The organism is Pseudomonas sp. TWI929 (assembly GCF_039673335.1).
Classification (GTDB): Bacteria; Pseudomonadota; Gammaproteobacteria; order Pseudomonadales; family Pseudomonadaceae; genus Aquipseudomonas.
Window position 1 is genome coordinate 1 of record NZ_JBDJLK010000004.1, and the last position, 25735, is coordinate 25735.

At 58.6% G+C, this 25735-nt stretch carries 17 protein-coding genes and 1 pseudogene; 13 read left to right on the forward strand and 5 right to left on the reverse strand.

The annotated features are described in order from the left end of the window. Nucleotides 1-203: 203 nt before the first annotated feature. The 6 genes from ABE456_RS03125 to ABE456_RS03150 all read left to right on the forward strand — a co-directional run bounded on the left by ABE456_RS03125 (nucleotide 204) and on the right by ABE456_RS03150 (nucleotide 7056). Complete coding sequence (locus tag ABE456_RS03125; RefSeq protein WP_346642655.1) at nucleotides 204-1691, forward strand: DUF1254 domain-containing protein; 1488 nt, start codon at nucleotides 204-206, stop codon at nucleotides 1689-1691. A 40-nt stretch (nucleotides 1692-1731) separates the two neighbouring features. Beyond that, on the forward strand, nucleotides 1732-3198 hold the full coding sequence (locus ABE456_RS03130) for a DUF1254 domain-containing protein (protein ID WP_346642656.1): 1467 nt from the start codon (nucleotides 1732-1734) through the stop codon (nucleotides 3196-3198). 180 nt (nucleotides 3199-3378) lie between these two features. Then, nucleotides 3379-4677 (forward strand): OmpP1/FadL family transporter, encoded by a 1299-nt coding sequence (locus ABE456_RS03135; RefSeq protein WP_346642657.1) that lies wholly within the window; start codon nucleotides 3379-3381, stop codon nucleotides 4675-4677. A 44-nt stretch (nucleotides 4678-4721) separates the two neighbouring features. Then, on the forward strand, nucleotides 4722-5390 hold the full coding sequence (locus ABE456_RS03140; protein ID WP_346642658.1) for a DUF3313 domain-containing protein: 669 nt from the start codon (nucleotides 4722-4724) through the stop codon (nucleotides 5388-5390). 254 nt (nucleotides 5391-5644) lie between these two features. Beyond that, on the forward strand, nucleotides 5645-6175 hold the full coding sequence (locus ABE456_RS03145) for a hypothetical protein (protein WP_346642659.1): 531 nt from the start codon (nucleotides 5645-5647) through the stop codon (nucleotides 6173-6175). Nucleotides 6176-6435: 260 nt separating this feature from the next. Further along, a complete protein-coding gene (locus tag ABE456_RS03150) occupies nucleotides 6436-7056 on the forward strand; it encodes a tyrosine-type recombinase/integrase (protein WP_346642660.1) in 621 nt (206 codons plus the stop codon). A 115-nt stretch (nucleotides 7057-7171) separates the two neighbouring features. On the opposite strand, the gene ABE456_RS03155 is transcribed toward ABE456_RS03150, so the two are convergent. From ABE456_RS03155 to ABE456_RS03165, 3 genes are all read right to left on the reverse strand, one after another. After that, nucleotides 7172-7921, reverse strand: a complete 750-nt coding sequence (locus tag ABE456_RS03155; protein WP_346642661.1) for an alpha/beta hydrolase — start codon at nucleotides 7919-7921, stop codon at nucleotides 7172-7174. 489 nt (nucleotides 7922-8410) lie between these two features. Continuing rightward, the gene (locus ABE456_RS03160; protein ID WP_346642662.1) at nucleotides 8411-10702 is read right to left on the reverse strand and encodes an Ig-like domain-containing protein; all 2292 of its coding nucleotides are present in this window, start codon (nucleotides 10700-10702) and stop codon (nucleotides 8411-8413) included. A gap of 35 nt (nucleotides 10703-10737) precedes the next feature. After that, the gene (locus ABE456_RS03165) at nucleotides 10738-12129 is read right to left on the reverse strand and encodes a hypothetical protein (RefSeq protein ID WP_346642663.1); all 1392 of its coding nucleotides are present in this window, start codon (nucleotides 12127-12129) and stop codon (nucleotides 10738-10740) included. 672 nt (nucleotides 12130-12801) lie between these two features. Here ABE456_RS03165 and mnxG point away from each other — a divergent pair. Then, on the forward strand, nucleotides 12802-18624 hold the full coding sequence (gene mnxG, locus ABE456_RS03170; protein WP_346642664.1) for a manganese-oxidizing multicopper oxidase MnxG: 5823 nt from the start codon (nucleotides 12802-12804) through the stop codon (nucleotides 18622-18624). A 234-nt stretch (nucleotides 18625-18858) separates the two neighbouring features. Here mnxG and ABE456_RS03175 read toward each other — a convergent pair whose 3' ends face one another. Further along, nucleotides 18859-19323 (reverse strand): hemerythrin domain-containing protein, encoded by a 465-nt coding sequence (locus ABE456_RS03175; protein ID WP_346642665.1) that lies wholly within the window; start codon nucleotides 19321-19323, stop codon nucleotides 18859-18861. Nucleotides 19324-19592: 269 nt separating this feature from the next. Between ABE456_RS03175 and ABE456_RS03180 the strand changes: the two genes are divergently transcribed. The 4 genes and pseudogenes from ABE456_RS03180 to ABE456_RS03195 all read left to right on the forward strand — a co-directional run bounded on the left by ABE456_RS03180 (nucleotide 19593) and on the right by ABE456_RS03195 (nucleotide 22487). Beyond that, nucleotides 19593-19910, forward strand: coding sequence for a hypothetical protein (locus ABE456_RS03180; protein ID WP_346642666.1), 318 nt, complete (start codon nucleotides 19593-19595; stop codon nucleotides 19908-19910). A 46-nt stretch (nucleotides 19911-19956) separates the two neighbouring features. Beyond that, a pseudogene (locus tag ABE456_RS03185) lies at nucleotides 19957-20262 on the forward strand (GNAT family N-acetyltransferase); the annotation flags it as partial. A gap of 226 nt (nucleotides 20263-20488) precedes the next feature. After that, nucleotides 20489-21961, forward strand: a complete 1473-nt coding sequence (locus tag ABE456_RS03190; RefSeq protein WP_346642667.1) for a HAMP domain-containing sensor histidine kinase — start codon at nucleotides 20489-20491, stop codon at nucleotides 21959-21961. Nucleotides 21962-22049: 88 nt separating this feature from the next. Continuing rightward, nucleotides 22050-22487 (forward strand): NUDIX domain-containing protein, encoded by a 438-nt coding sequence (locus tag ABE456_RS03195; protein WP_346642668.1) that lies wholly within the window; start codon nucleotides 22050-22052, stop codon nucleotides 22485-22487. A gap of 191 nt (nucleotides 22488-22678) precedes the next feature. Here ABE456_RS03195 and ABE456_RS03200 read toward each other — a convergent pair whose 3' ends face one another. Continuing rightward, the gene (locus tag ABE456_RS03200; RefSeq protein WP_346642669.1) at nucleotides 22679-23464 is read right to left on the reverse strand and encodes a LuxR C-terminal-related transcriptional regulator; all 786 of its coding nucleotides are present in this window, start codon (nucleotides 23462-23464) and stop codon (nucleotides 22679-22681) included. 134 nt (nucleotides 23465-23598) lie between these two features. Between ABE456_RS03200 and ABE456_RS03205 the strand changes: the two genes are divergently transcribed. Together ABE456_RS03205 and ABE456_RS03210 are read left to right on the forward strand one after the other, a co-directional pair. Further along, complete coding sequence (locus ABE456_RS03205; RefSeq protein WP_346642670.1) at nucleotides 23599-24414, forward strand: carbon-nitrogen hydrolase family protein; 816 nt, start codon at nucleotides 23599-23601, stop codon at nucleotides 24412-24414. A 140-nt stretch (nucleotides 24415-24554) separates the two neighbouring features. Next, nucleotides 24555-25664, forward strand: a complete 1110-nt coding sequence (locus ABE456_RS03210) for a polyamine ABC transporter substrate-binding protein (protein ID WP_346642671.1) — start codon at nucleotides 24555-24557, stop codon at nucleotides 25662-25664. The last annotated feature ends 71 nt before the right edge of the window (nucleotides 25665-25735 follow it).

Here is a 25735-nt window from a genome sequence, read left to right on the forward strand (position 1 = left end):
GGCAGCTTGGACCTTGTATTCTCTTGAGTAAGATTTACGCACTAATTTTGCCTCCAATTGGGCGCCATCATAGCGCCCGATGAAGGTGTCCAAAATCATTAGGCCAGTTCATGTTGCCTCCATACGACATCAACGGCTTGCTCCATTGCCTCACTCGCTCCGAACATTTGAAGCAGGTCGCATCAGGAAAAGGAGTTTTTGCGATGGTTCCAGTTTTCAAGTACGCGGCCCTGACATCTGCACTGCTCCTCACGTCTTTATTGCCGCATGTGCAAGCGGAGGAAGCCGCTCCAGCCTCTCCCTTGGTCAAGCAGATCAACAATGGCAACTGGCTCGATTCGAAAGAAGCCGAAAGCCTCCGCGACGAGCTGTATTACCAACGTGCCGTGCATGCCTACATGACCATGCTGCCCGCACTTAACACTATTGGTTTGCGTGACGGTTCCGAAAAGGCGTTCGGCTCCGGATACAACGTGCTACCGATCTGGAAGCAACGCATGGATGCCCGCGCCCAGGTACCGACACCGAACGCGGACGTCATCTACTCGATGAGTTATCTGGACCTGAAAAAGACCGGTCCCCTCGTAGTCAACGCACCGGCCAATGTCATCGGCATGTTCACCGACTTCTTCCAGCGCACCATTACCGATGTTGGTGCCGTGGGGCCTGATCGGGCACGCGGTGGCCTATACCTGCTACTGCCACCGGACTACCAGGGCCATGTGCCGAGCGGGTATTACACGTTCAAGTCGCCGACCTATAACGTCTTTCTGTTCTTCCGCACCATCATGGGCAAAGGTGAAGGCAAACCTGACCCCGCGCCCGCTGTGAAAAACGCGGAAAGCACCCGCGTGTATCCACTGTGGGCAACCGAGAAAGACGCTAAGCCCATGGAATTCCCAGATGCCAGTGGCAAGTCGTTGAACATGATGTATCCCACCGATAATACCTACTGGACGAAGCTAAAAGAGTTCGTCGACTACGAACCTGTAGAGGCCATCACGCCTGAGTTGCGTGGAGTGTTGGCGTCGATCGGTATTGTCAAAGGTGAGCCGTTCAAACCGACTGTCAAGCAGGAGGAGTTGCTGAAGAAGGCGGTGGAAACCGCACCGAGAATGATCATGGCACTCCGGCAACTAGGCCGTGACGACAAGCGGAACCTCTACTACAAAGACCGCCAGTATGAAAATACTTGGGCTGGCGGCACCGCCGAGTGGATGCAGGACAGCTATCTGGACGTCAATCAACGGGCGAGTTTCTTCCAGATCGCCTATTCATCAGCACCGGCCATGGTCATGCACAGTACAGGGGCTGGCTCGAAGTATCCGTTCACCGCACGTGACAAGGACGGCAACTTCCTGGAGGGCGGCCATACCTACAAGATGCGCCTGCCACCTAATCCGCCGGCTGGGCTGTTCTGGGCAGTGACCGCCTACAACATAACCGATGGCACCATGCCGGAAACCAAGCAACTGCTGCCGTCCACCAATGGCTACTACGACATTGCCAAGCAGGCCGATGGCTCGATTGAAATTTGGTTCGGCCCAGAGAAGCCTAAGGATGTGGCTGACAATGCCTTTATCCAAACCATCCCTGGGCGCAATTTCCTGGCCACTGTCCGACTGTATGGCACTGGTGATGCGTTCTACGACCAGACTTGGAAACCGGATGACTTAGTCAAGATGAAGTGATCCGGAGGAGCCTTTTCCACAAATCTAAGGAAGGTTGCATATGAAGCGTGTCATCAACGCACTGACTGCCGCCATGCTCATGGCCGCCATTATTCCAGCTGTAACACGAGCTGCCGAACACACCCGAGCTGGGACACAAGGAATCACCCAGCCCGTCAGCGGGGTGCTGATGCATCCGGACTACGTCAAGGCTGTCGCGCGCCAGGCATACCTATGGGGCTGGCCGATGGTCAACCAGCTCAACCGCAGCAATACCATTACCAAAGCCCCGCACCCTGGGTTAATCGGCGGTATTCTGCCGGTGGCTCCCCGCGGCCAGATCGGTATGCTGCATGACTACATCACGTCGTCTGAAACGTTCGTGACCTGTCCGAACCAGGATGTGGTTTACGGCTTGGGTTTTTTCTCGCTAAACGACGAACCGGTAGTCATTCAAGTACCTGATTTCGGTGATCGGTTCTGGGTTTATGCCCTCTATGATCAGCGTACTGATCAGTTTGGCGAATTGGGCAAAGCCTATGGCAGCAAACCCGGTTTCTATTTGCTGGCGGGGCCAGAATGGAAAGGTGAAAAGCCGGAAGGCGTAGAGGCTGTCGTGCGCAGCCCGACGAATTTGAACAACGCAATTCCGCGCATCTTCATGGATGACACCGCTGAGGACCGTTCCGCGATTCAGGAAAAGCTAAACCAGGTGGTGGCTTATCCGTTGAGCGAGTTCGACGGCAAGATGAAGACCATCGACTGGAAAAATACACCCGATATACCCAACCCAAACGCCGACAAAGCCAGTTCAGGTGAAACCCGCTGGGTCATACCAGAGAAGTTCTTCGATCAGTTCCCGCAAGTACTTGAATCGGTGCCTCCACAACCGGGCGAAGAGGCGCTGTATGCGCAGTTCCGCGCGCTGATGGATGCCGCTGAGAAGGACCCGGCCGTGAAGAAATTGCTAGTGGACACGGCGGTGGAGAGCGAAAAGCAGCTGATTCAACCTTTCTTCCAGTGGAAATATAACGGCACGCCGGCTGGCAACGGCTGGAACCGTTCTCGAAACAATGCGCAGTTCGGCTACGACTACTTCAACCGAGTCGCCACGGCCAAGTCGAACATGTTCGAGAACCGCCCTAATGAAACCCAATACTTCTACACCGATTTTGACGGCGCAGGGGCCCAGCTCAATGGTGCTCACAACTACAGCATCACGTTCGCCAAAGGCGAGGAACCGCCAGTTAAGGGTTTCTGGTCGCTCACGCTTTATAACCAACATCACCTGTTCAGCGAAAACCCACTCAAGCGCTATTCCCTAGGCACCAAAAACAAAGACTTGAAGAAAAATTCCGATGGGTCGCTGACTCTGTATGTTGGACCCAGTTCCCCAGGAAAAGACAAGGAGAGTAACTGGCTGCCGTCGCCTAAGGAAAACATCTCCCTGTACATACGTGCTTACTGGGGAGAGCAAGCGATCCTGGATGGTAGTTGGAAACCTCCGGTCATCAAAAAAATTCAGTAAGGCGATTTGGTCCCTCCCAGCCGGTTGATATGAATGCTCCTTGACGCCTTGCGTCATTCTGACAGGTCATCGCGGGCAGAACTTGATGATCTAGACGTCGGGCAGGGCATCGACTTTGTCGGTGTACTGCCCCTTTTTCTCATAAGCAAATTACCTCGTCACGCAATGGAGAGCAGCGGCATGAATGTCTATCAGCGCTGTGGCCGGCGGTGGTCACTCCCGCTAACGGCTTGCTCACTGGTGTGGGCCAGCTCCCAAGTTTCAGCCGGCGGCATTTTCATCTATGAAGCCGGCCAGGAAAGCAACGGCCTGGCCAACGCGGGTTCTGCGGCATTGGCCAAAGACCCCAGCGTATTGATGAGCAACCCCGCAGGCCTTACCCAGTTGAAAGGGACACAGATCAGCGCGAACGCCCAGGTCATCCTGGGTGATATCAAATTCTCCCGGGATGCCAACAACCAGTTCGACGGCAACGAAGGCGGCAACGCGCTGCAGTACCTGCCCGGTGCCAGTCTGTTCATCAGTCATCAGATCGACGAGCGCTCGGCGATCGGCTTTGGCATGTACGGCAACTTCGGCCTAGCCCTGGACTACGACGATGACTGGGCCGGCCGCTACTTCACGCAAGAGGCGGCGATCATCGGCGTGTCCTTCCAGCCAACCCTGGCTTACAAGTTCACCGATGACCTGTCGTTCGGCATTGGCCCGCGCATCATGCTGGGCTATTACCGCACCGAGATGGCGATCAACAACAACCTGCTCGGCTTGCGCGATCGCCCGGACGGGCAGCTGGAGTACAAGGACACCGACGTCGGCACTGGCGTCAATCTTGGCCTGCTTTACCAGCTTTCCCCAAGCACCACTGTCGGCCTCGCCTACACCAGCAAGGTCAAGCTGGAATTCAAGGACAGCCCGCATGTTCGCAACATCACCAACCCCATCATCAACGCGGGGCTCAATCGCCTTGATGTCGATTCGCTGGAACTGGACCTGAACGTGCCGCAAACCGTCACGGCCAGTATTGCCCACGACCTGAACCAACAGTGGAAGCTGCTCGGCAGCCTGGGCTGGCAGGACTGGAGCGACTTCGGCGATGTCGGGGTTGACGTCGATGCCAACGGCGGCGGCGTCAGCCGTACGGTGGATCGCAAGTACAAGGACACCTGGCATGCGTCAATGGGCGCGATGTATCAAGCCACCCGGCAAGTGCGCTGGAGTGTCGGGGTGGGTTATGACAGCTCCGCCGTCGACGACAAGGACCGCACCGTGGACAACCCCATGGGTGAAACCTGGCGCCTGGCCACCGGCGTGAACTATGAAGTCGAGGAAGGCCTGGACCTCCACCTGGCCTACACCCTGGTGTGGCTGGGTGACATGGACGTCGATCAGACCAAGTCACGTTCGGGCAATACGCTATCGGGCACCTACAAGAACAGCGCCTTGCATATCGTCGGCGGTGGTGCGACCTGGCGGTTCTGAATGATTACCGACGTACAGGATTTGCTATCAGAGAAGGAGAACGTATGAAACTCAAGTCGATTGCCGCAACCGTATGCCTGTCATCCTTGCTGCTCGGTGGCTGCGCCAGCAAGTATGTGGAGCCTGATCAGTATTCCGGTTTTCTCAAAGACTACAGCGTCTTGAAGGAAGAGAAATCGCCCAGCGGCGCTGCGGTCATGCGCTGGATCAAACCCGGCATCAATGCCAGCGCCTATAGCAGTGTCTTCATAGAACCGAGCCAGTTCTATCCGAAACCACAACCTACTGAAAAGGTCCCGCAGAACACCTTGACGGGCATTACCCAGTACTACGATCAGGCTTTGAAGAACGAATTCTCCAAAGTATTGCCCTTGGCCACCAGCCCAGGGCCGAATGTGCTGATCGTTCGCCCGGCCATTACCGCAGTCAGCGCGTCCACCAAGGGGCTGCGCCCGTACGAGGTGATCCCGATTGCACTGATCGCTGCCGGCATCAGCACTGCCACGGGTATCCGCGACCAAGACACCAGCGTTGCAACTGAAGCAGCCTTCATTGACGGCAACTCGAACCAGGTCGTCGCTGAGGTGGTGCGCAAGGGCGCGGGTACCGACCTTGAAAACTCCTCCCAGGTCATGCAGGCGAAGGATGCCAAAGCAGTTCTGGATGGTTGGGCGCGGGACATGGTCAAGTCGTTCCAGTCACTGAAAAAATGACCGTTTGGGCTCACTGCCAGGATTCGGCAGTGTGCCCTTCTCCGCTTTCATGGGCACGGGAAGGACACAGGCAGGAGTACGTCCTCCTGGCTGGAAGGCATAGTTTTATGTTGAGCCCTAGTCCGGTGGGCTGGTGCTCGACTCGGACATCGTACGGGAACATCCGAAGTCGCCGGACGTGAGTACTTGGACGCTGCGCTTGCACTACGTCTGGTAGCCATTGCTAGGCGCTTGATTATCCAAAGGAGGCTGCAATGAAACCCGTGATGCTGAAGATCAAACATGAATTTCTGAAGGTGCTTCCCCCGACCCTATTTTTCTTCGTGATCCTTCACATCGTGGCGCTGATTCGTACCCTCATGATAAAGGGCTCAGGGGTCGAGCTGCCGGTTTCGGCATCAGTGCTTATCGCCTCCATGGTGCTAGGCAAGTCAGTACTCGTTGCCGACATGTTGCCCTTCATCAACCGCTTTCCCGACAAGCCGCTGATCTGGAATGTCGCCTGGAAAACCGCCATGTATGCCTTGGTCGCACTGATCGTTCACTACCTGGAGCGACTGTATGATTACTGGAAGGAGGCGCCAGGGTTTGTCGACGCCAACGCCTTGTTATGGTCGTCGATGAACTGGCCGCGCTTTTGGGCGATTCAGATCCTGCTGATTACCCTGATCTTCATGTATTGCGTCATCGCAGAGCTTGCGCGTGTCATCGGACGTGAACGCCTGAAGCAGATGTTCATCGGCCCGCTGCCGGTTATGCGCGGCAGGGCCCCGGAAGATGTCTGATTAAGCTTAGACCGCGGCGGAGGTTGCATGCTGAGAGAAAACGGCTGTGCGCATTTGTGCGCTTGCCTTGCTCATTCACGTAGGGCCGATCATGAAGCGACCCCTAGAAGGTATGGCTAGGATGGCACTGTCTACGCCCGTGTTAGCAGGTAAACCCGCTCCCACAAAGATCACCTCAGGCACGACTGGCAGCTAAGGGTCGGTTAGCGCCTCCGGGTCGAGCTGACCATGCTTGTCCTCCCTCAAACGGAGGACAAACCATGAATCCTAATTCGACCAGCAGCCATCGTCCTTGGAACAAAGGAAAATTGGTCGGGCAAAAAGCTCCGCTCCGACTGAAAGATATCTGGGCCATTCGGGTAAGGCTTCAAATCGCGGAGAAAATTCGTGATCTAGCTCTTTTCGATCTGGCCATCGACAGCAAGCTACGAGCCTGCGATCTGACCAAGCTTCGCGTACGCGACGTTGCTCATGGGGAGCACGTTTCATCGCGAGCAATCGTAATGCAACAGAAAACCCGGCGGCCCGTGCAGTTTGAGATGACAGAGCAAACGCGGCTGGCCCTAAACGCCTGGATACATCAAGCCCATCTCCGTAGCGAGGATTGCCTTTTTCCAAGCCGGCTACACGCCTCAGCGCACCTCTCCACCCGGCAGTACGCCCGAATCGTCAAAGCGTGGATAGAAGCTATTGGCCTTGATCCAGCTATGTACGGCACCCATAGGATGAGACGTACGAAGGCTTCGCTGATCTATCGCAGGACAAAGAACCTGAGAGCAGTTCAGCTCCTGCTCGGCCATACGAAGCTTGAAAGCACGGTGCGATACCTAGGTATTGATGTCGATGACGCATTGGAACTGGCAGAGCAGACGGAGATTTGAAAACGTATGGCGACGGTCGAGGTATGACCGTCGCCATCCGACCCATTGCGAACGTTTATGCCCGATGGCCGCATTTCAGTTGACTGAGTTTCCGGGCAGTGGTGCACGAACCCAATCAGACCTGATCGAGTATCTGGGCAATCTCCTGTGCAAATGCCTGTGGCTGCTCAAGCATCATCAGATGGCCCACCTCACGCATGATCGTCATGCCGGCCGACTGTGCTATCGCCCAGTCAGGCACATCCCATTCAGCTCGGGAGCGCTCGCCGGCTAACAAATGCACAGGGATAGAAGAAAATACCGTCTTCAATGCATCGCGGTAGTGATCACCTCCGGTCTCGATCAATACTGATCGGGCCATGGCTTGCAGCGTGCCTGAGGGTTGATGAGCCAACCAGGTCGCAGCGACCTCAAGGCGTTGCTGGCTAAAAGCAATCCCTGCGCGCTCCATCCAAGCTCTCGGGTTTGCACGAAATCCTCCTAGCAGAGCCTCTGCTTCTAGCGCAGACATTCTCGCCACACTCGAAGACCAGAACGCATCTTTCAGAGAAAAATTGCCCTCCACGCTTGTGATGCTGGCTACCTCATCCAGATAACGCCTCGCATAGAGCATTGCTACAACCCCACCCACTGAGTGCCCGACCAGGTGTACTCGTCCAGCTGGCGCGCACTCGCTGATCTCTCGGTGGAGGTGCTCGATCTGAGAGGGGATGTCCACGCAGCTTGGCGTAACAATACTCAGATGCCCATATCCGAGAAGGTCAGGCACGACGACCGGAAGAGGACACAGGCTTTTATGCAGGGAGCAGTGATCAAGGCAGCCGATAAGGCCGTTGATGAGCACTACGGGCGTTTCCTTGTGCATGAGTGCACCCCGATGGCATGAAGAATGATTGATCTTGCACGCTCTAGGTGGACTCTCGCCAGAATCTATTTTTTGCATTGACGCATGTAACGGTGGTGAACACGCAATGAGCTGGCCCGTGAACCAGTCTGAACGCAGCACTCACGCTGGAGTGAGATGTGTGACTGCGTGGTTTGCGGATCTACTTAAGGTCGTTTGATTTCTGCGGTGAGGGACAGCTATGGGTCGAAAGTGGCTGTTCACGAGTGACGGCTTTCGACCCATGGAGGCGCCTGAATGTTGGGGCCGCTTTGCGGCCCATCGCCGGCAAGCGCGGCTCCCACAGTTTGGTGCAGGCCTGAAAGCTGGTGATGTTCCTGTGGGGGCTGGCTTGCCGCCGATGAGGCCTGCACTGACAACACAAAGCCATGGCTGACGTAACTGCTTGCTTTCGAATCTGCACCCAGGCGCTGAGCCCCGCCTCCCGATTCAAGGAGGCGGGGCGACTTGCTACTGGACCACCAGCGGTACTGTGCGCACGGTTCCAAGCGAGGATCGGATCGTGACCGTTGGGGCAGCGCTCGGTACCACGGTCGTGGTGGTGGTCGAGAACCGCCAGCGGCCGGTGATCGGGACTGTAGCGGTGCCCAACGTGACCAGCCCATTGGCGGTTGTCACTTGCACGGTGATGGTATTGCCGACCACAGCCGAGGAGGTGCCGGACAGGTCCCAGGTGAAGCGGTCGTTGGCGCGCGCCCGTGCCACGGCGCTGGTCACTGCCAAGGTCTCCTGTGTTACCAGGGGTGTGACCTGCACGGTGACGGTGGCCGGTGCCGAGAGTGTTCCGAACGCATCCCGGACCTGGTAGGTGAAGGTGGTGGCAAAGGCACTGGTGACATTCTGCGGTGCGGTGTAGGTCACCACGCTGCCGTCGGTAGTGACACTGCCCTGGCCAGCCGCCGGTTGGGACAGGATGACGACGGTCAAGGGCGTGCTGCCGGAGTCGTTGAGCAACACATTGAGTGTCAGCGTTCCGCCTTGGCTGGCTGCAGTGTCGTTGTTGGCGACAGGCACCGGGTTCGGGCTCACGTTGACCGTGACCGTTGCCGGCTCAGAGTCGAGGCCTTTGTTGTCCCTGGCGACGTAGCTGAAGGTTGCCTGCAGCGGCACATCGGTGGCCGGTGGTGTATAGGTCAGGCTGGTGCTGCCATTGAGCACCACCGTACCCTGGCCTGCCGCCGGCGGTACGAAGCTGCCGATGGTCAGCGGCGTGTTGTTGTCGGGATCGCTGTCATTGGCCAAGACGTTGATGGTGATTGGTACACCTGCATTGGTGCTGACGGTATCCGCCACGGCCAGGGGCTTCTCGTTTTCGGGAGCAGCATCGGCGATGCCGGCGACGGTCACCGGTTCGCTGTCCGCTCCGCCGGCAGCCGACTTGACCGTAACGCTTTCCGGTGGCTGGGTCAGGTCATTGACCACCAGCGTTCCGTCAGCTGGCAGAGGGCCGTATCCCTGGGCGACGAGGCCAGGGTTAAGGACCTTGTCGCTGGAGCTTGCGGTGATGGTCAGGCGGTGATTGGCCGGGTCGTATTGAGCCGTACTGACTTTCACCACATCGACGGGCGTGCGTGATACCGAGGTGGGTTTGGTCTCGCCACCCAGTTCGCTGGCTGTCAGCACCACCACCGATGGCGGCGCGGCGGGTGTGGCGAAGGTGGTGTAGAAGTAGCCGTTGTTGTCCGTCAGCAGATTCGCGTTGGGCAGGCACGGTCCTGGTGGTGTGCCGGTAAGGGTGAGGGTGGTGCGGTAGCACACTGTCGATGCAGCTGGCGTCACTGCCTGGGTACTGCTGTTGGTACGGAACGAGTCGGCAAATATTTCGACCTGCGAGCCGTTGCTGTCACGCTGGTAGGTGATGCGCTCCACTTCTACCGGTGTTTGCGTGCGGTCGTCGTAGATCTTGCCGGAAACAGTGAACAGATTGGTGCGCAGTGTGCCCGCAGGGCCGGAGATCTCCAGGTAGTTCTGCGGGTTGCCCTCGGCATCAAGCACCGGGCTACCGCGCACCTGGTCAGCGATGTTCGGGTCGCCGACGAACTTCTCCTGCAGGCCGGTTTCCGGGTTGGTCTCGGTGAAGAAGCGGGCGATTTCCGTGCCGGCTTCATTGGTCAGGCTATTGGGGGCAGACGCGCTATACAGGAACGGCCCGATGGCTCCCTGCAAGGCCCCCGAGAAGTTGAGCGTGGCGATGCCGATGTCGCTGGTATCGTTGATCGCTCGCCGCCCTGGCGTAGCAACGACGTACACTTTGGTTCCGTACGGGTGGCGCACGGTGTACATACCTGCGGTGGGAACTGCGGCGCGGATACGGATGCGGGCGAAGTTGTGCTGTTCCCCATCGATAATCTCGCCTTCGCCGGCCACCGCTTCCAGTGCAGCAACGTACTGCTCGATGCCGAAGGTTCTGTCGCCGACGCTGCCGTCAGCGGTGAACCAGAAGCTTTCACCTGGCCAGTTGTTGGGGAAGATGATGGGCTCGGCGGGGTTGAAGCCGCCCTCCGCGGGAATGGTGCACATGTAGCCGGGTGCAGCTGCGTTGCCCGGCGCGCGGGAGCTGACGGTCTTGGACAGGCAGAGCTCCAGCTTTACATTGTTGAAATCCTGATACCACATGGGGAATCGGCCGGTGGCGAGGGTATAGGGCCCCGGGTCGAAACCCTGCAGCGCCGCGTTGGCACCACCCACCATGGCGATGGACAGGCTCAGTGTGTTGAATATGAAGCGTGGCCACTTGTTCATGTTACCTCCTGGCACTTGATCCGAATTCGGATGGGTCACTGGACGATGACCACTTCTTCTGTATCGCTGCCGCCGTTCGCCGAAGTCACCCGGATGGTCGCCGGCGGGACGGTGCCGGCGTTAGGTGCCAGGGACTGGTCGGCGCCGCCGGCGAGTTCACCGATCAGTGCGCCACTCCTGCCGGCGTAGGCGGTCAGTTTTGGCGGCGTGATACGGTCGCTAGTCGAGGCCTCGATGGTCAGTCGACCGGAGCTGCGGCTGTATTCGGCGCGGCGGATGGTGACCAGGTCGGTCAGTTGCACAGGCACGGTGGTTGGCGGATGGAGGGTCGGGATTGCCAGATGGTTGTCGACAGTCACTTGCAGGGTCGCCGGCAGCGACGGGTTGACGATCGACTGGCCATACCAGCTTCCGGTCGAATCGGCTTCGGTCATGGTCACGCCAGTGCCCGCGCTGTCCAGGAAGTTGGCCGTACCGGGAGGCGGAGGGGCCATGGTGAAGACATCCTGATGCGCGACCACACCTGCGACCGTGGTTCCCCGCGAGTAGGTGGCACGCTTGACCAAGGCAGGGGCCGGTAGATCCACGGCGCTGAGCTTGCCGGAAATGGAGAATGTATCGCTGCGAACATCGATGCCGTTGGGGCCCTGGATACGCAGGTAGTTGGTATTGAAGGGGCTGCCAGTCACCTGCTCCTGCAAATTCGGGTCGCCGATGTAGCTCTCCTGCTGGCCGGTTTCCGGGTTGGTCTCGGTATAAGGGCCATTGAGGCTGCGCAGGAACGGCCCGATGTCTCCCTTCAGCGCGCCGTAATAATCGCCGGCTGGGCCGATGCCGATATCGCGGGTCATGTTGATTGCCCGGGTGCCACCGGTGTCGGCGAACTCTTCCGGTGTGACGTTGAACACGTCGACGCCATAGGGGTGGGTGACGGTGTAGACGCCGGCTACGGGCACATCCACCCGAATGCGAATACGGGCGAAGCTCAGTTGGTGACCGTCAGCGACCTCGCCGTTGAACGCGGCTTCGATGGCCGCGACGTAGGTCATGTCGATGCCCCTGGCGGCGTCGGTAATGGCGCCGTCGGCGGCGTACCAGAAGGTTTCATCTGGATAGTTGGTAGGGAAGACGATGGGTTGGGTGTCATCAAACTCCCCAGGTGCGGGGTTGAGGACGCACATGTATGCCGGCGCCCCGGGCGTGGGTGCCGTGCGCGAACTGACGGCCTTGCTCAGGCACAGGTCCAGGGCCCGGCCATGGGTGTCCTGATACCACGCGGCGTAACCCGTCTTGTTCCCGCTATCGAGAGGGTATGGGCGCTCTCCTGGGATACCCGGGTCTACGGCGTAGAGGCCTGCCTGCGCCGAGCCGCCACTCAACGACGCAAGCAGGATCGAACGTGCCAGTAGGGTCAATCTGTTGTGCATGATTCAGTCCTCTGTAAATGACGCACGCTGGGTGGTGCAGCTCGGTCAGAAAAGGTCTGAATCGGCATCAGCAACGATCGTGCCTGTTTAATGCTCGGCAAAGTTGTAGAAGCGATATCGCCAGCAAATTACTTGCGTCGAAATGAGTTTGGGTGGTCACTGGTTTGGTAATGATTTCCGCCGCGTTAGAGCGGCGCAGGTAGTTCGACGATTACTGAGGATTGCCAGTATTTCATGCTGCAATAGTGCAGTTCGATCCTGCGTTTTTATTGTTTGAAAGCGGGTCCGGAAGGGGGGCGGATCGAAGCTCATTCTTGTCGAAACGGCTACTAATGGGGGATTACACCCAGTGGTGGGGGACGTTATCTCGGGCGCGGAATGCGGCCGTCAAGGCCTTCGTCTGTTTCGCCGGTGATACGGTAGGCGATACCATTCCGATTTTTTGTAACTGATGACACTTCTGTGACAACTATTCGCGCGCGCGTGCATGCCGGTTTTTCATACATAATTTGAAACAAGTTCGGGGGCGGGAGCGGGCAGGGGATGAGTATCTTTTTCCCCATTGTGGGTGGCAACTTCGCAACTGGTTGAATTGGTACTTTTTTATTTTTGGCGCGATATTTGCGAGTTCCGAGGCCAGCCCTGTTTGTGCTGACTCGGAGGCCCGCCCAAATGATCCGCGCACACGCTCAAATCGATCTGAATCGCATACGTTGCTGGTTGAGGAGGCCGCAAGGGTTGGCTTTGCTCGCAGGCGTATGGTTCGCGGGTGGTGAACTGGCCGAGGCGGCGGTGCAGTGCCAGCGCACCCTGGTGGCCAATGTGGTGGCCATGGACCAGCCGTTGATGTTCAACCGGCTCGGTGCGCATAACCCCAACGGCATGATGTATGCCCTGCGCGGGGATGTGGTCGACACAAATGGGCTGTTGATCACCCAAGGCGGTAGCGCCACACCCGGTCAAGTCACCTTGCGCCCGGACAAGCGGCCGCGCCCATTGGTACTGCGGGTGGCTGCCGGAGACTGTTTGACGGTCAACCTGCAGAACCTGCTGGCGTTCCAGGCCAACCCCAATGGCCAGGGCAGCGACCACGAGAATGCCGCCAACGGCGAGTTGCACGTCGACGCGCAAGTCGCCGACCGCCATGTGGGTTTCCAGGTCAACGGCTTGCAGGCACTTGGATCGATCAATGATATTTCCGCCAACAGTGGACGCAACGACAACACCTTGCTGGCGCCCGGGCAAAGCCGTACTTACACCCTTTACGCCGAACGCGAAGGCACTTTCGCGGCGACCAGTCATGGCGCCACCTTCGGTAGCGAGGGCTCTTCCGGCAACGTCGGCAACGGCCTGTTCGCCCAGGTTGTGGTGCTGCCCAAAGGCGGGCAAGCCTATCAAAACACAGTCAGCGAAGAAGAGATGCGCTTGGCCACGCGCGGGCGAACACCGGCCGGCCAGCCAATCATCGACTATCAGGCTCGTTACCCGGTGCTTGAACCCTGGATCTCGGAAGGCAAGGCAGGTAAACCGATCCTGAGCATGGTCGACGGCAGCGAGATCATTGCCAGCAATACAGACGCAGTGATCATGGGGCCCAATGCCGATGGCAGTTTCCCACCGGCAACCTATCCACTTGAAAGCCAGGGCAAGCGTAACCCCAGCCTCCCCAATCGCCTGGAGCCATTCCGCGATTTTGCTGCGGTGTTCCATGACCAGTCCGCTGTTGTCCAGGCGTTTCCAGGGTTTTGGGGCGACCCGGTGTTCGGCCAGATGCTCGACCCGACTCGCGACGCCTTCATGGTCAATTATGGTTCTGGTGGCATGGGCGCCGAGGTCATCGCCAACCGGGTGGGTGTCGGGCCCATGCATGATTGCCTATCTTGCGCCTATGAGGAATTCTTCCTCAGTGCACACACCACCGGCGATATCGCGATGCAGGTGGACGTGCCGGCCAACATTGGCCTCGAACTGCTGGCGCCGGGCCAGGTACCTCCCGCCGACAGCGTCGGTATCAAGGCCAGCATGGCGCTGTACCCGGCCGAGCCCTCCAACGTCGCCCACAGCTACCTGGGCGATGCGGTGAAGTTCCGCAATATCAGCGTGGGTTACGAGCAACACGTTTTCCATCTGCATGGTCACCAGTGGTTGTTCAACCCCAACGATGACAACTCCGACTACATGGATGCCCAGGGCGTCGGCCCGGGCTCCGGTTACACCTACGAAATCGCCAATGGTGGGTCTGGCAACCGCAATCGGGTGGTCGGTGATGCGATCTATCACTGCCATTTCTACCCGCATTTCGCCCAAGGCATGTGGGCCATGTGGCGCATCCATGATGTGTTCGAACAGGGCACGCGCCTGGCAGTAACCGAGGCGGGCAGCAACGACTTTCACGCGCAGCCCTTTGCCCTGCGCAGTGGTTTGCCGGCCTCTGGCGCCCGCGCTTTGCCCGATGGCGAGATCGTCGCTGGCACGCCCATTCCTGCGGTCGTGCCCTTGCCGGGCAAGGCCTTGCCGCCGATGCCGGGCAAGGTGGTAGTGATTCCCAAAATGAGTGGTGAAGCGCTGGCTGAAGGCCAGGAACCGGGTGACGACAGCGAAACGCCGGCTACGCAGAGAGCCGTCGGCTCGCTGGCACTGGTCGATCGCAGTGAAACCAACCGCAACGCCGATGGCAGCCTGAAAAACCCAGGTTACCCGTTCTGGATCGGCGGCGTAGAAAGCACCGTCGGCCAGCGGCCGCCGACGCCACCTCTGGACATGCTCGATGCACAAACGGCCACGGCTTTGAAGGGCAGCGGCAAGGCACTGTGGGCGGCTCTGGACCCGGCCCAGGCCGGTGGTTGGGATGGCGGCCTGCCACGTCATGGCCTGGATGGCTGGTCGGCTGGCGGTGAGGCGCAGGTGACCACCAGCCTGCTGGACATGAGCAAGGGCCTGGAACGCGCCAAGCCGGTGTATTTCCCCGAGGAGGGCACCGAGGTCGAACAGTCGGCCATGGCCTTCCACGCCAAGCCATCACATGCCAGCTTCGCCGTGCTGCCCAATGGGCAGCTGCTGCCGCGTGACTTCCTGACCAACGGAGGGCCTCCCGTGGCGGGTGCGCCGTTTTTCGAACCGTGCATGGACGACCAGCAAAAACGCCTGACGCGCAGTGCCGGAGCCGGCAATTTCAACAGTGGCGAGCGTCTCGACGCCCAGTCGTTCAGCGGCGCCTCGCCGTTCAGTGCCGATCACCCGCGCGTTTACAAAGGCGCCAATATCCAGTTCGACGCCGTGTTCAACAAGATCGGCTACCACTTCCCGCAAACCCGAATCCTCACCCTGTGGGAGGATGCGTGGCCGGTGATCAACAAGCAGCGCCCACCTGAGCCGTTGGTGATGCGTATGAACACCTTCGACTGCACCATGTACCAGCACACCAACCTGGTGCCGTCAGTCTACGAACTCGACGATTACCAGGTGCGCACGCCAACCGACGTCATCGGCCAGCACATCCACTTGCCCAAGTGGGACCTGACTGCCGCCGATGGCTCGGCCAATGGCTGGAACTACGAGGACGGCGTGCTCTCACCGTCCACCGTGGTCGAGCGCATCCACGCAATTCGCCGGTTCAACGATTGCAAGGACAGCGACCCACGCGAAGGCACCGGGGACTGTCCCGTGGCCAAGCAGCACCCTTACTTCGGGCGATTCAATCGCGCGGACTGGCTGGGTGCGCGCACCACGCTGCAACGGTGGTTCGCCGACCCCGTGGTGAACGTGCACAACATCGATCGCGGCCTGGGCAATATCTTTACCCATGACCACCTTGGCCCTTCGACCCACCAGCAAGTTGGCATGTACGCCACCGTGCTGGCCGAGCCTGCCGGTTCCAAGTGGTACCACGCCGAAACTGGCGAAGCCTTGTACAACGGTGGCGGGCGCCAGGACGGTGGCCCGACTTCCTGGCAAGCCGTAATAGAAACCGGTGATCTCAATGGAGACAACAAGAACGACAGTTACCGCGAGTTCTTCCTCGAGTTCAGCGACTTCCAGCACGCCTATGAGGCCGGAGTCTACGTTGGCGCAGGCCCCAATGGCATACCCGATGCGCAAGCTTTCCCCGCCACAGCGGACAGCTTCCGCTACGCCATCAACCCGCCTGCGCGCAAGGCAGCCGCCAACCTGCTGGAGTCCGTCGTGGAAGTTGCCAGTGGCCAACTGCTGACCTGCCCATCGCGGCCATGCCCGCAAGCGATCTCGGCTTCGGACCCTGGCATCTTCGTCGTCAACTACCGCCATGAGCCCCTCGGCCTGCGCATCTACGACCCAACCAAGGTGGCGCCAGACGGCAAGCGCGGCATGCAGGCCGATGGTTTGGCCGGTGACCTGGCCTATGCCCTGCAAAGCCGTACCGACCGGGCGATCCCGGCACTCAACCTGGCCCCCAGCGCGATCACTGCGGCGACCGGCCCCACCGGCGGGGTAACGGTACTGCCCAAACATATCAACCGGGGGGACATGCCGGGCGATCCGTTCACGCCGATGTTACGCACCTATACTGGCGACAACGTGCGCCTGCGGGTGAATGCCGGTGGCCACGAAGAGGAGCACAACCTGACGTTGCACGGCGTGAAATGGCTGCATTCGGGCAGCGGCTTCGGCAATAGCTCCAACACCGGTTGGAAGGCGTCGCAAATGGTGGCGATCTCCGAGCAGCTAGGCTTCATGGCACCTGTAGCGATGATGTCCAGTGCGGCCAGCGATACCGGTGATTACCTGTATTCCATGGATGCTTCCCTGGAGGGCTACTGGAGCGGCCTGTGGGGCATCATGCGCAACTACTCGCTGAGCCGCAGTGACCTGTTCCCGCTGCCGAACAACCCCAGGCCGGTGGCCGCGCGCAACACCGTCAATTTCAATGGTGTGTGTCCGCGTGTCAGCCCTAATCCAAGTGGCGTCGGCAATCGGACAACGGTGCAGCGTAACTATGAAGTGGTTGCAGCGCTGGCCAACGATATCCTCGCCAACCCGTTGGGCCTGGCCATCGGCGACCCGGCAGGTGCCGGCCAGCATGTCGGCGGCCCGCTCAACACACTCGGTGGCACCCTGGTATACAACCCAAGGCCGGTGAATGTACCGCTGGTGACGATCTTCGACCCTGAAGATGGCGAGACTTTCACCATTGGCGGGCAGGCCGGCCCTTTGCACGACCCAACGGCCATCCTGTATGTGCGCAAGGCCGATCTGGACCCGGTTACTGGCAAGCTCAAGCCCGGGGTGCCCGTAGAGCCGCTGGTACTGCGCGCCGCCGCCGGCGATTGCATCAATATCACCCTGGAAAACCGCCTGCCCTTGGTGATGCCGGACCTGCCGAACTACGCGGTAATGCAAGGCACGGTCAAGCGTGACCGCTCCGGTGCGCAAGGCTCTACCACATTCAACAACAACCTGATGCGGCCCTCTAGCCATGTTGGCCTGCACGCCCAACTGCTGACCTACGACGTGAGCAAGTCGGATGGCTTCAACGTCGGCAGCAACCCGGTGCAGACGGTGGCGCCACGGGTAGGCAACACGGGTGCCTGGCCAAGCCGGACCTACCAGTACTACGCCGGGCACCTGGAGCGCGCCGGTCAGCCGGTGGGGTCGCAACTGGGGCGCAACGTCGACACGATCGAGGCGACCCCCATCGAGTTCGGTGGCCTCAACCTGATGCCGGCCGACCCGATCAAGCAACCGCAAAAAGGCCTGGTGGCGGCCATGTCGGTGACGCCGGCGGGTGCCACCTGGCAGGAGGATGTGGCTTCCAGAGCGTCGGCTACGGTGCAGGCGCCGGGGGCCAGCCTTTATCGCGACTTCATCATGGTCTGGCAGAAATCCCTGAACATGCGTTGGGCCAACGGCTTGCCAGTGGAGAACATGTCGTCCGAAGGGCCGGGCATTCCCAACGACCCGAAAGACAACTCGGACATGGCCATCAACTACAAGAGCGAGCCCCTGTGGTACCGGTTTGCCCGTGCGCCTGATGCACCGTTCGGCCAGGCGGGTGGCAACGGCCTGGGCGCCGTCCCGAACGCCCACATGGCCTACAGCAATACCCTGGTTGGCGGCGACCCGGTAACACCGATACTGCGAGTCAAGCCGGGGCAGCCGTTCCGCACCCATGTGCTGATGCCTTCGGGTGGGAGCCGTGGCGCGACCTTCCAGCTCGATGGACATGTCTGGGCGTTCAACCCGTTTCAGGCGCAAAGAGTGGACCTCTGGGGCTTCCCAATGAAAGACGCGGGTATCGGTTCGGTGCGCTTTGGCTACAACCCCATGGCCATGTACATCGGCGCACAGGAAAGCGTACTCCCGGCAGCGCATTTCAGCTTCATGTTCCCGAGTGCAGGGGGGGCCAACGCGGTACCTGGCGACTACCTGTATCGGGACTACGCGGCCTTCGGCAATCTGGGCGGTATATGGGGGCTGCTGCGGGTCAGCGATGAGCCTGCGCCAACCGCCGCGCAATAACTGGCTTGAATGGCTTGGCCGTGGGGGCATCAGCCTTTTGGGCACCAGCGAGCGGCGGAAGGAGGATAGGAACACGCAGGCGCGTTGCGGACTATGCGTTTGAACGCTTGCGTACTCCCGCCCATTGAACGAGCAAGCGTGAACACCGGCGTAGCCGGTGCCATGCACCGCGTTGGATTCTTCGCGCGCGCCCGCTCCCACAGGGCTATCGCACCGCTTGCGCGCAGGCTGGGGTCAGGCAGCGCGTTGCTCGCCCTTGAGCAGTTTTTTCTGCGCCTCCATGGCATGGCCCATTTCCTCCAGCTTTTGTTTGCCCAACAGTTTTCTGGCGGTGGGGAACAGTTCGCTTTCCTCTTCCTCGATGTGATGTTCCAGCAGCTCCTTCATCACTTTGACCCGCCCGGCGAATTCCACGGTGCCGGTTTCGGTATGCAGCAGGTCGGGTATCACCAGCGAATCGACCGTGCGGTGCTCTTCCTTGGCTTCGTAGTACATCTTCGCTACTTCCTTATTGCCGGCCTGCTTGATCGCCGGATAAAGGATTTCTTCCTCCAGTGCCGTGTGGATGCTTACCTCCTGCTTGATTCGCGCAAGCAGTTCGGCACGCTTCTTCACTGCGCGCTCTGTAGTCGAGGACAGCTCCTCCAACAGCTTTCTGACCAGATGATGGTCCTGGACCAACAATTCGATTGCGTTCATGGGACACCTATTCATGGGCTTGAGAAAGTCACGGTTGTCATAGGTGGAGTGGGGCACAAGCGGCAAGGTTCAACGCTGCTGATAAGCGACCAGGCCCTGCCCATCATGACCTGAACCAACGGCACATCGGTATTTAGCGCAGCTCAGTATCAGGTAACTGCATTTCGTATCGCTTATCCGAAAAGTCGCAAATACATACATCCACTTCAGGGCAACCGCAGTCGTACGAACACACAGGCCTTTCTGTGTCTGACTTGAGGTAAGCGATCATGGCTAATAATCAAGACAAGGGCGGCAACCAAGGCAATGCCAACACCGGCATGGGCAACAATACTGCTGGATCCGGCCAACAAGGCGGCCAAGGTGCGGGTAGTGGTATGCCGAACAAGCAACAACAAGGTGGGAATCAGCCAGGGCAGAAGCCTGAGGACAAAATGAACAAGGACTGGGACCGCTCTCGCGATAGTGGGAGCAAAGGTGGCCGCCCTGAGCAGAGCGAAACCGACAAGCAGAACCTGACTGATAAAGACCGCATGGGCGGTCAGCAATCGCAACGCGATAACCCGCAGTGGGACAAAGACCGCTAACTGCTCCTGATCTGCATCGGGGTGGCATGGCCACCCTGGTGCCAGGTATCGCAACCTGCGTTTTCGTGCCAGTGTCAGCAAACGCCCAACGACGTTGCAGCTGGACGACCAGGACATTGTTCCGTTGGCCACTTTCCCGTTCGATGAGGTTGTCGCTTACGACCGCACCTGCTTCCCCGCTCCACGCGAAACCTTCCTGAGCGGGTGGATAGCCCAGGCCGATGCACTCGCCGTAGGTTGCCAGCGTGACGGCAGGCTCAGTGGCTATGGCGTAGCAAGGCGCTGCCGGGAAGGCTGCAAGATTGGCCCCTTGTTTGCCGATGATACCTTGGCAGCCAATGCGCTTTATGCTTGCCCGGCATTGGTTAACCCACTTCCCCGCCTGAACCCCCGAAAGCCCTCGTTTGGGTGGCTGTAGCCCAAAAATCCCCCAAATAAGGGTATTTCTGGGTTACGCCTTCGGCGCGCCTGAGCCTGAACCCCGGTGCCAGAGGCTATCGAGCCTGGCATGGTGCGTGCTTGTTTCATGATCGAAATTGCAGTGCAGAGTGTTCTCTCACAATCTCGAGGTGAAGCGCATGCAGCAGACTCACGAGAGCAACCCGCCAACCTCGGCTTTCGAACATACCCGTCGGGAAAAATGCGCCTCGCTTTGGGCGAAACTCAAATCCGCGCTAAGACCCTCGCTACCCATTGGGCCCCGTATCATTTCAGTCGCCGCCCTGGTTGGGCTGATTGCCACCAGCGTGATGGTCAGTATCAGCACCGAACAAAGTACAACACTCACGGCCAAGTTCATCCAGGCCTTGGGCGCAGTGGATACGGGTAGCACGGGGCTGCCGGGGTATCAAACAAGCGACATCCTTGACTCGCGTGCGGACAGGGGCTTGTCTCCAAAAAACCGGATCAATCGTCAGAAATCGCGCAATCTGTTTTTTGAGAGCCTGAGCAGTATTGCCAGGCAGTCGGACACGTTATTGATCAATGTCTATGCCCCCGACAAAGTCATCATTTGGTCCAGCAATTCAAAACTGATCGGCCAGCAATTCCCAGACAACGACGAACTGGAGAGCACTGAGTCTGGCAAGGGTGGTGTCGTTGCAAGCTATCGCCAGGTAAAAGAAAATCGCAAAGAACAGCAGTTCATGCGAAAGCCAAGCAACCTGTTTATCGAGCATTACATCCCGCTCGTCAACAAAGCGGGGGAGGTACCCGCAGTCGTGGAATTCTATACAGAGCCCCCTGGTTGGCTGGCCCATACTCGATCGGGTTACCTGCTGGTATGGTTGGCCTGCTCGATTGCTGCCGCGTTGATCTACCTTGGCCTGCTCTCCTTTACCGGTAGGCTTGGCAACCTGTTTCCTTCCAGGACTCAAAAAAATATCGACCACGAAATGGCCGCTTTGCTTAACGAAGTGACTAGCGTCGTAGCTCACAACTTACGCAACCCGCTCGCCGCGGTCCGCTCCAGTGCCGAGTTGGCCCTGGAGATCGGCACTCAAGCCGCCTGCAAGAACATCGGGGACATCATCAACCAAGTCGATTGCATGTCAGAGTGGATCAAGGAGCTGCATGTTGCCTCCACCTCGCTGAAGGGTGAAATCGGCAAGGTCGACCCGGTAGATGCAGTACTTGAAGCCTTGCGAAATTTTGAACTGCCATTAAGCAACGCTAATGTGCACGTAGAATTTTCAGCCATCAGCACGCTGCCGGTCACAGGCCATCACCCGTTGCTCGTTCAAATATTGGAAAGCCTGGTATCCAACGCGATAGAGGCGATGCCAGACGGGGGAGTTTTGTACATAACAATCAATCAGCGCTCGCCCAAACGGTTGAACATAATCGTGCAGGACACCGGCAAAGGATTGACTGCTGCGCAACAGAAGGCGTTGTTCCGGCCCCGTTGCGCGATCAAGCAGGGAGGCTTTGGAATCGGTTTGATGTTGGTGAAATTGATCATGCAGCGCTTTGGCGGCCACGCTAGCCTGGCCACTGGCAAACATAAGGGTACAACGGTCAACCTGTGCTTTCGGATGGCAGACAGTGCCTAGGCTCTGCCCGTGGTTTGCAATGTAGTTGCCAGCGCGCTTGGCCCTATGGCATTAAGGGCAGCCTTTCACGCCGCATATGGAAATTGCAATGCTCCCCGACAAGGCCTGCCCTGTAGTGCTCTCGTCTATGCTGCCGACCAGGCTTCTCCTGTTTCAACACCCCTTGGCAGGGGTGCAACTGGTGAAAGGCACTATTGAGCATGGAGAAACCCCTGGCGAGGCTGCCTTGCGCGAGCTGGCCGAAGAGTCTGGTATCAATGACGCTATGGTTGAGATAGATCTGGGGTGCTGGAAAGCTGATCACCTGGATCAGATATGGTCGTTTCACCTTTGCCGCCCAAGGCAAGATCTGCCTGAACGCTGGGCTCATCAAGCACTGGATGACCATGGCCACTTGTTCGAATTTTTCTGGGCCTCGCTTAATGACCTTCCTTACGCCGACTGCCACCCGGTATTCCAGCGAGCACTGAAATTCTTATGCGAAAGACTCAAAGGCTCCGGGATCCAGATTGACGAGTGCTGCTGAGACGGTAGTTGAAGGGCCGTAATAGGTCGAAAGAAGCCATCCACGACCGGCAGCTTTCGACCCAGAGCTGTCGTTGAGTCTTTGCGCAGTAACGCCCGACTTTGAGAGACGGGTAGGCATTTGCCTGAAGTGAAGCGGGCTGCGACAAAGCCGATTGTCCTGAGGGCCGACGCCATCATGAAACTTCGACTTCAGGTCTGCGCGCTCAAAAACAGTGAGAACAGCTCGGACTGAGATTTAATGCCGAGTTTACTGTACATATGCTTGCGGTGGACCTTTACAGTCTCGGCGGAAATCGCCAGTTTGCGCGCGATCTCCTTGTTCGAGCAGCCACTGAGCATTAGTCGACCGACTTCCAGTTCGCGGGCGGAGAGCCGTGTGTCCAAATGCTGGTCAGTGGAGTCCAGCCAGCTCTGCCAGCTTGGTGGCGTCGAGGTGTTCTGCTCCAGCGCCTCCCGCTCGAATGCCATGCGCTGACGCATCAGGGCGGCAACCCAGGGCTGGACGAGTGTGAGCAGGGCGATCTGCTCTGCACTGAAACGACCCTCACTTCCAAGCGACAGGCTGAGGGTGCGCTCCGCGTCGAGTTGGACGTTGATATGCACTTCATCGGCAACGACATTGAGGCGGAAGTAGCGTTGGTAGTAGTCGGTTTGTTCGAAGCACTCCGGCGCCACGTCGGCTAGCCAGTACAAACCGTTCTGCGGTGCTTCCCGGTTGGCCAGGTAGAAGGGGTCGAGCAGATACAGCCCTTTGAGATAATCCTGAAAGAGCGGGTCTGGACCGCCTTCCTTGCCTGGGCATTCTGCGAGCACCTGCGGACGGCCATTGCTGAAAATCAGTACAACCCAACTGTCCACTGGAATGTATCCATCCAGCAGACGCACCAAGGCCAGCCAGAAATTAGGACGGTCAAGTGCTTCAACCAGCCTGCCAATTGCCTGGTGCCAGGCCATGTCCTGCAATGTAATGCTCACGTTTCTACCCATAAGGGGTTACCCCATCGAAGTGATTACTTTCCGTTTTATGGCTCTCCATACTCCATTTCAGCCCTGGCGGGTGCTGTTCAGTTTGGCGATTGCGAGTCCACCTACACGTGAAAGGATCACCGATGAAGATTGAGCTTGTGCAACTTACCGGTCGCGATGGCGATACTGCTTATAACCTGGAGCGTACCCTGCACGCCATCGCTACTTGCGCAGTGGATACCGACCTGCTGATTTTTCCAGAGACGCAGCTGATGGGGTTTGCCAGCGCGCAACAGCTCACCCAAATCGCCGAGCCCCTTGACGGACCCAGTGTACAGGCTGTGCAGCGCGCCGTACGCGAACGGAACGTCTCAGTGGTGGTCGGCCTGGCTGAGAACGACTCCGGCACCTTCTACAACACATCCCTGCTGGTAACCCCACAAGGTATCGCCCTGAGGTATCGCAAGACTCACCTTTGGCCGTCGGAACGCGGGCTGTTCCAACCAGGAGACCGCTATGCCACTGCGCTCTGGAGGGGCATCCGTGTCGGCATGCTGATTTGCTACGACATTGAGTTTCCGGAAAGTGCTAGGGCACTCGGCCAGCTCGGCGCCGAACTGATCCTGGTCACTAACGGCAACATGGATCCATACGGCCCTGTTCACCGTACCGCGATCTTGGCTCGCGCTCAGGAAAACCAGGCATTCGCGGTGATGGTCAATCGAGTCGGCGACGGCGACGAAGGCCTCGTTTTTGCTGGTGGGAGTGCCGCTATCGATCCATTCGGTCGCACGCTATATGAAGCGGGGCGCGAAGAGTGCCGGCATGTGGTGGAGCTGGATTTCGACCTGATCAGTACCGCACGGCACGACTATGACTACCTCAGTGACCGCCGCCTGCTCCTGAGCGGCGACCAGGTTGAGCAAAGTGATGGTCGACGTGAACTCCTGATCCCCTGAATCAGGCCTGGCGGTGTAAGCACAGCATTGCGCTTGTTTCGTCTTCACGCCGGTGTCGGCGCTGCCACAACAATAACTCACAACTAGCAGGCGCAGTGCTGGTATCCCTAGACGCGGCGCTAACGCTCTGGAGCATCTCCATGAAAGCCATTCGTTACATGCAATTCGTGCTGGTTGCCCTGTTCAGTTTCGGCCTGGCCTGCGCCCAGGCCGGTGAAGCTGAAAAGCCCAGTGTTCATATCTACAACTGGTATGACTACATTGCCCCGAACACGGTAAAAGACTTCCAGAAAGAAGCTGGCGTCAGCGCTGCCTACGATGTGTTCGACAACAGCGACGTCATGCAAAGCAAGCTGATGGCTGGTCGCAGCGGCTATGATGTAGTGGTCGCCAGTGCTGACCTGCTACCGAACCTGATCAAGGCCGGTGTGCTGAAAAAACTGGATCGCTCAGCGTTACCCAACTGGTCCCATCTTGATCCCGACATCCTCGCCAAGTTGCAGAGCAACGATCCTGGAAATAGCTATGCGGCCCCTTATTTATGGGGGACCACTGGTATCGGCTATGACGCGGACAAAGTTAAATCGATACTCGGCCCCGAGGCGCCAGTCAATTCCTGGGATTTGATTTTCAAAGAAGAAAACCTGGCCAAACTCAGTCAATGTGGCGTGGCCATGTTGGACGCTCCTGGCGAGGTTATTCCCATCGCGTTGCACTACCTTGGGCTGCCATACAACAGCCGGAACCCGGACGATTACAAGAAAGCTCAGGAACTGCTGCTGAAACTGCGTCCCCATATCGTCTACTTCGATTCGTCCAGATTCATCACTGATCTCGCCAATGGCAACGTCTGCGTCGTGCTGGGCTGGGCAGGTGGTGTCTCCGACGCGCAAAAAGCCTCCGAGCTGGCTGGCAACCATCGCAACCTGGTCTACAGCATTCCACGCGAAGGTGCGCCGGTGTGGGTGGAGAGCCTAGTGCAACTCAACGATGCGCCGAACCCGGAGCAAGCACTGGCCTTTATCAACTATATGTTGCGCCCTGATGTCATCGCTCAGTCATCCAACTACCTGAGTTATCCGAACGCCAACAAGGATGCCACCGCGCTTATCGAGAGGAAGATCCGCGACAACCCAGGTGTGTATCCCTCCAAGGAAGTGCTGGCCACGCTATTTCCGCTGGAACCACTGCCGCTGAAGATGGAGCGCATTCGGACCCGCGCGTGGAACACGGTAAAGACCGGCAATTGATCAGCAGGCTCGGTTCTGCCGATGGTTCACCTGCCCCCCGTCACCAAGCCAATCAAAACAAGAGAAAGTGA

Coding starts and splice junctions, on each gene's coding strand:
- ABE456_RS03125 (WP_346642655.1), top strand. CDS start 204: ATGGTTCCAGTTTTCAAGTACGCGGCCCTGACATCTGCACTGCTCCTC.
- ABE456_RS03130 (WP_346642656.1), top strand. CDS start 1,732: ATGAAGCGTGTCATCAACGCACTGACTGCCGCCATGCTCATGGCCGCC.
- ABE456_RS03135 (WP_346642657.1), top strand. CDS start 3,379: ATGAATGTCTATCAGCGCTGTGGCCGGCGGTGGTCACTCCCGCTAACG.
- ABE456_RS03140 (WP_346642658.1), top strand. CDS start 4,722: ATGAAACTCAAGTCGATTGCCGCAACCGTATGCCTGTCATCCTTGCTG.
- ABE456_RS03145 (WP_346642659.1), top strand. CDS start 5,645: ATGAAACCCGTGATGCTGAAGATCAAACATGAATTTCTGAAGGTGCTT.
- ABE456_RS03150 (WP_346642660.1), top strand. CDS start 6,436: ATGAATCCTAATTCGACCAGCAGCCATCGTCCTTGGAACAAAGGAAAA.
- ABE456_RS03155 (WP_346642661.1), bottom strand. CDS start 7,921: ATGCACAAGGAAACGCCCGTAGTGCTCATCAACGGCCTTATCGGCTGC.
- ABE456_RS03160 (WP_346642662.1), bottom strand. CDS start 10,702: ATGAACAAGTGGCCACGCTTCATATTCAACACACTGAGCCTGTCCATC.
- ABE456_RS03165 (WP_346642663.1), bottom strand. CDS start 12,129: ATGCACAACAGATTGACCCTACTGGCACGTTCGATCCTGCTTGCGTCG.
- mnxG (WP_346642664.1), top strand. CDS start 12,802: ATGATCCGCGCACACGCTCAAATCGATCTGAATCGCATACGTTGCTGG.
- ABE456_RS03175 (WP_346642665.1), bottom strand. CDS start 19,323: ATGAACGCAATCGAATTGTTGGTCCAGGACCATCATCTGGTCAGAAAG.
- ABE456_RS03180 (WP_346642666.1), top strand. CDS start 19,593: ATGGCTAATAATCAAGACAAGGGCGGCAACCAAGGCAATGCCAACACC.
- ABE456_RS03190 (WP_346642667.1), top strand. CDS start 20,489: ATGCAGCAGACTCACGAGAGCAACCCGCCAACCTCGGCTTTCGAACAT.
- ABE456_RS03195 (WP_346642668.1), top strand. CDS start 22,050: ATGCTCCCCGACAAGGCCTGCCCTGTAGTGCTCTCGTCTATGCTGCCG.
- ABE456_RS03205 (WP_346642670.1), top strand. CDS start 23,599: ATGAAGATTGAGCTTGTGCAACTTACCGGTCGCGATGGCGATACTGCT.
- ABE456_RS03210 (WP_346642671.1), top strand. CDS start 24,555: ATGAAAGCCATTCGTTACATGCAATTCGTGCTGGTTGCCCTGTTCAGT.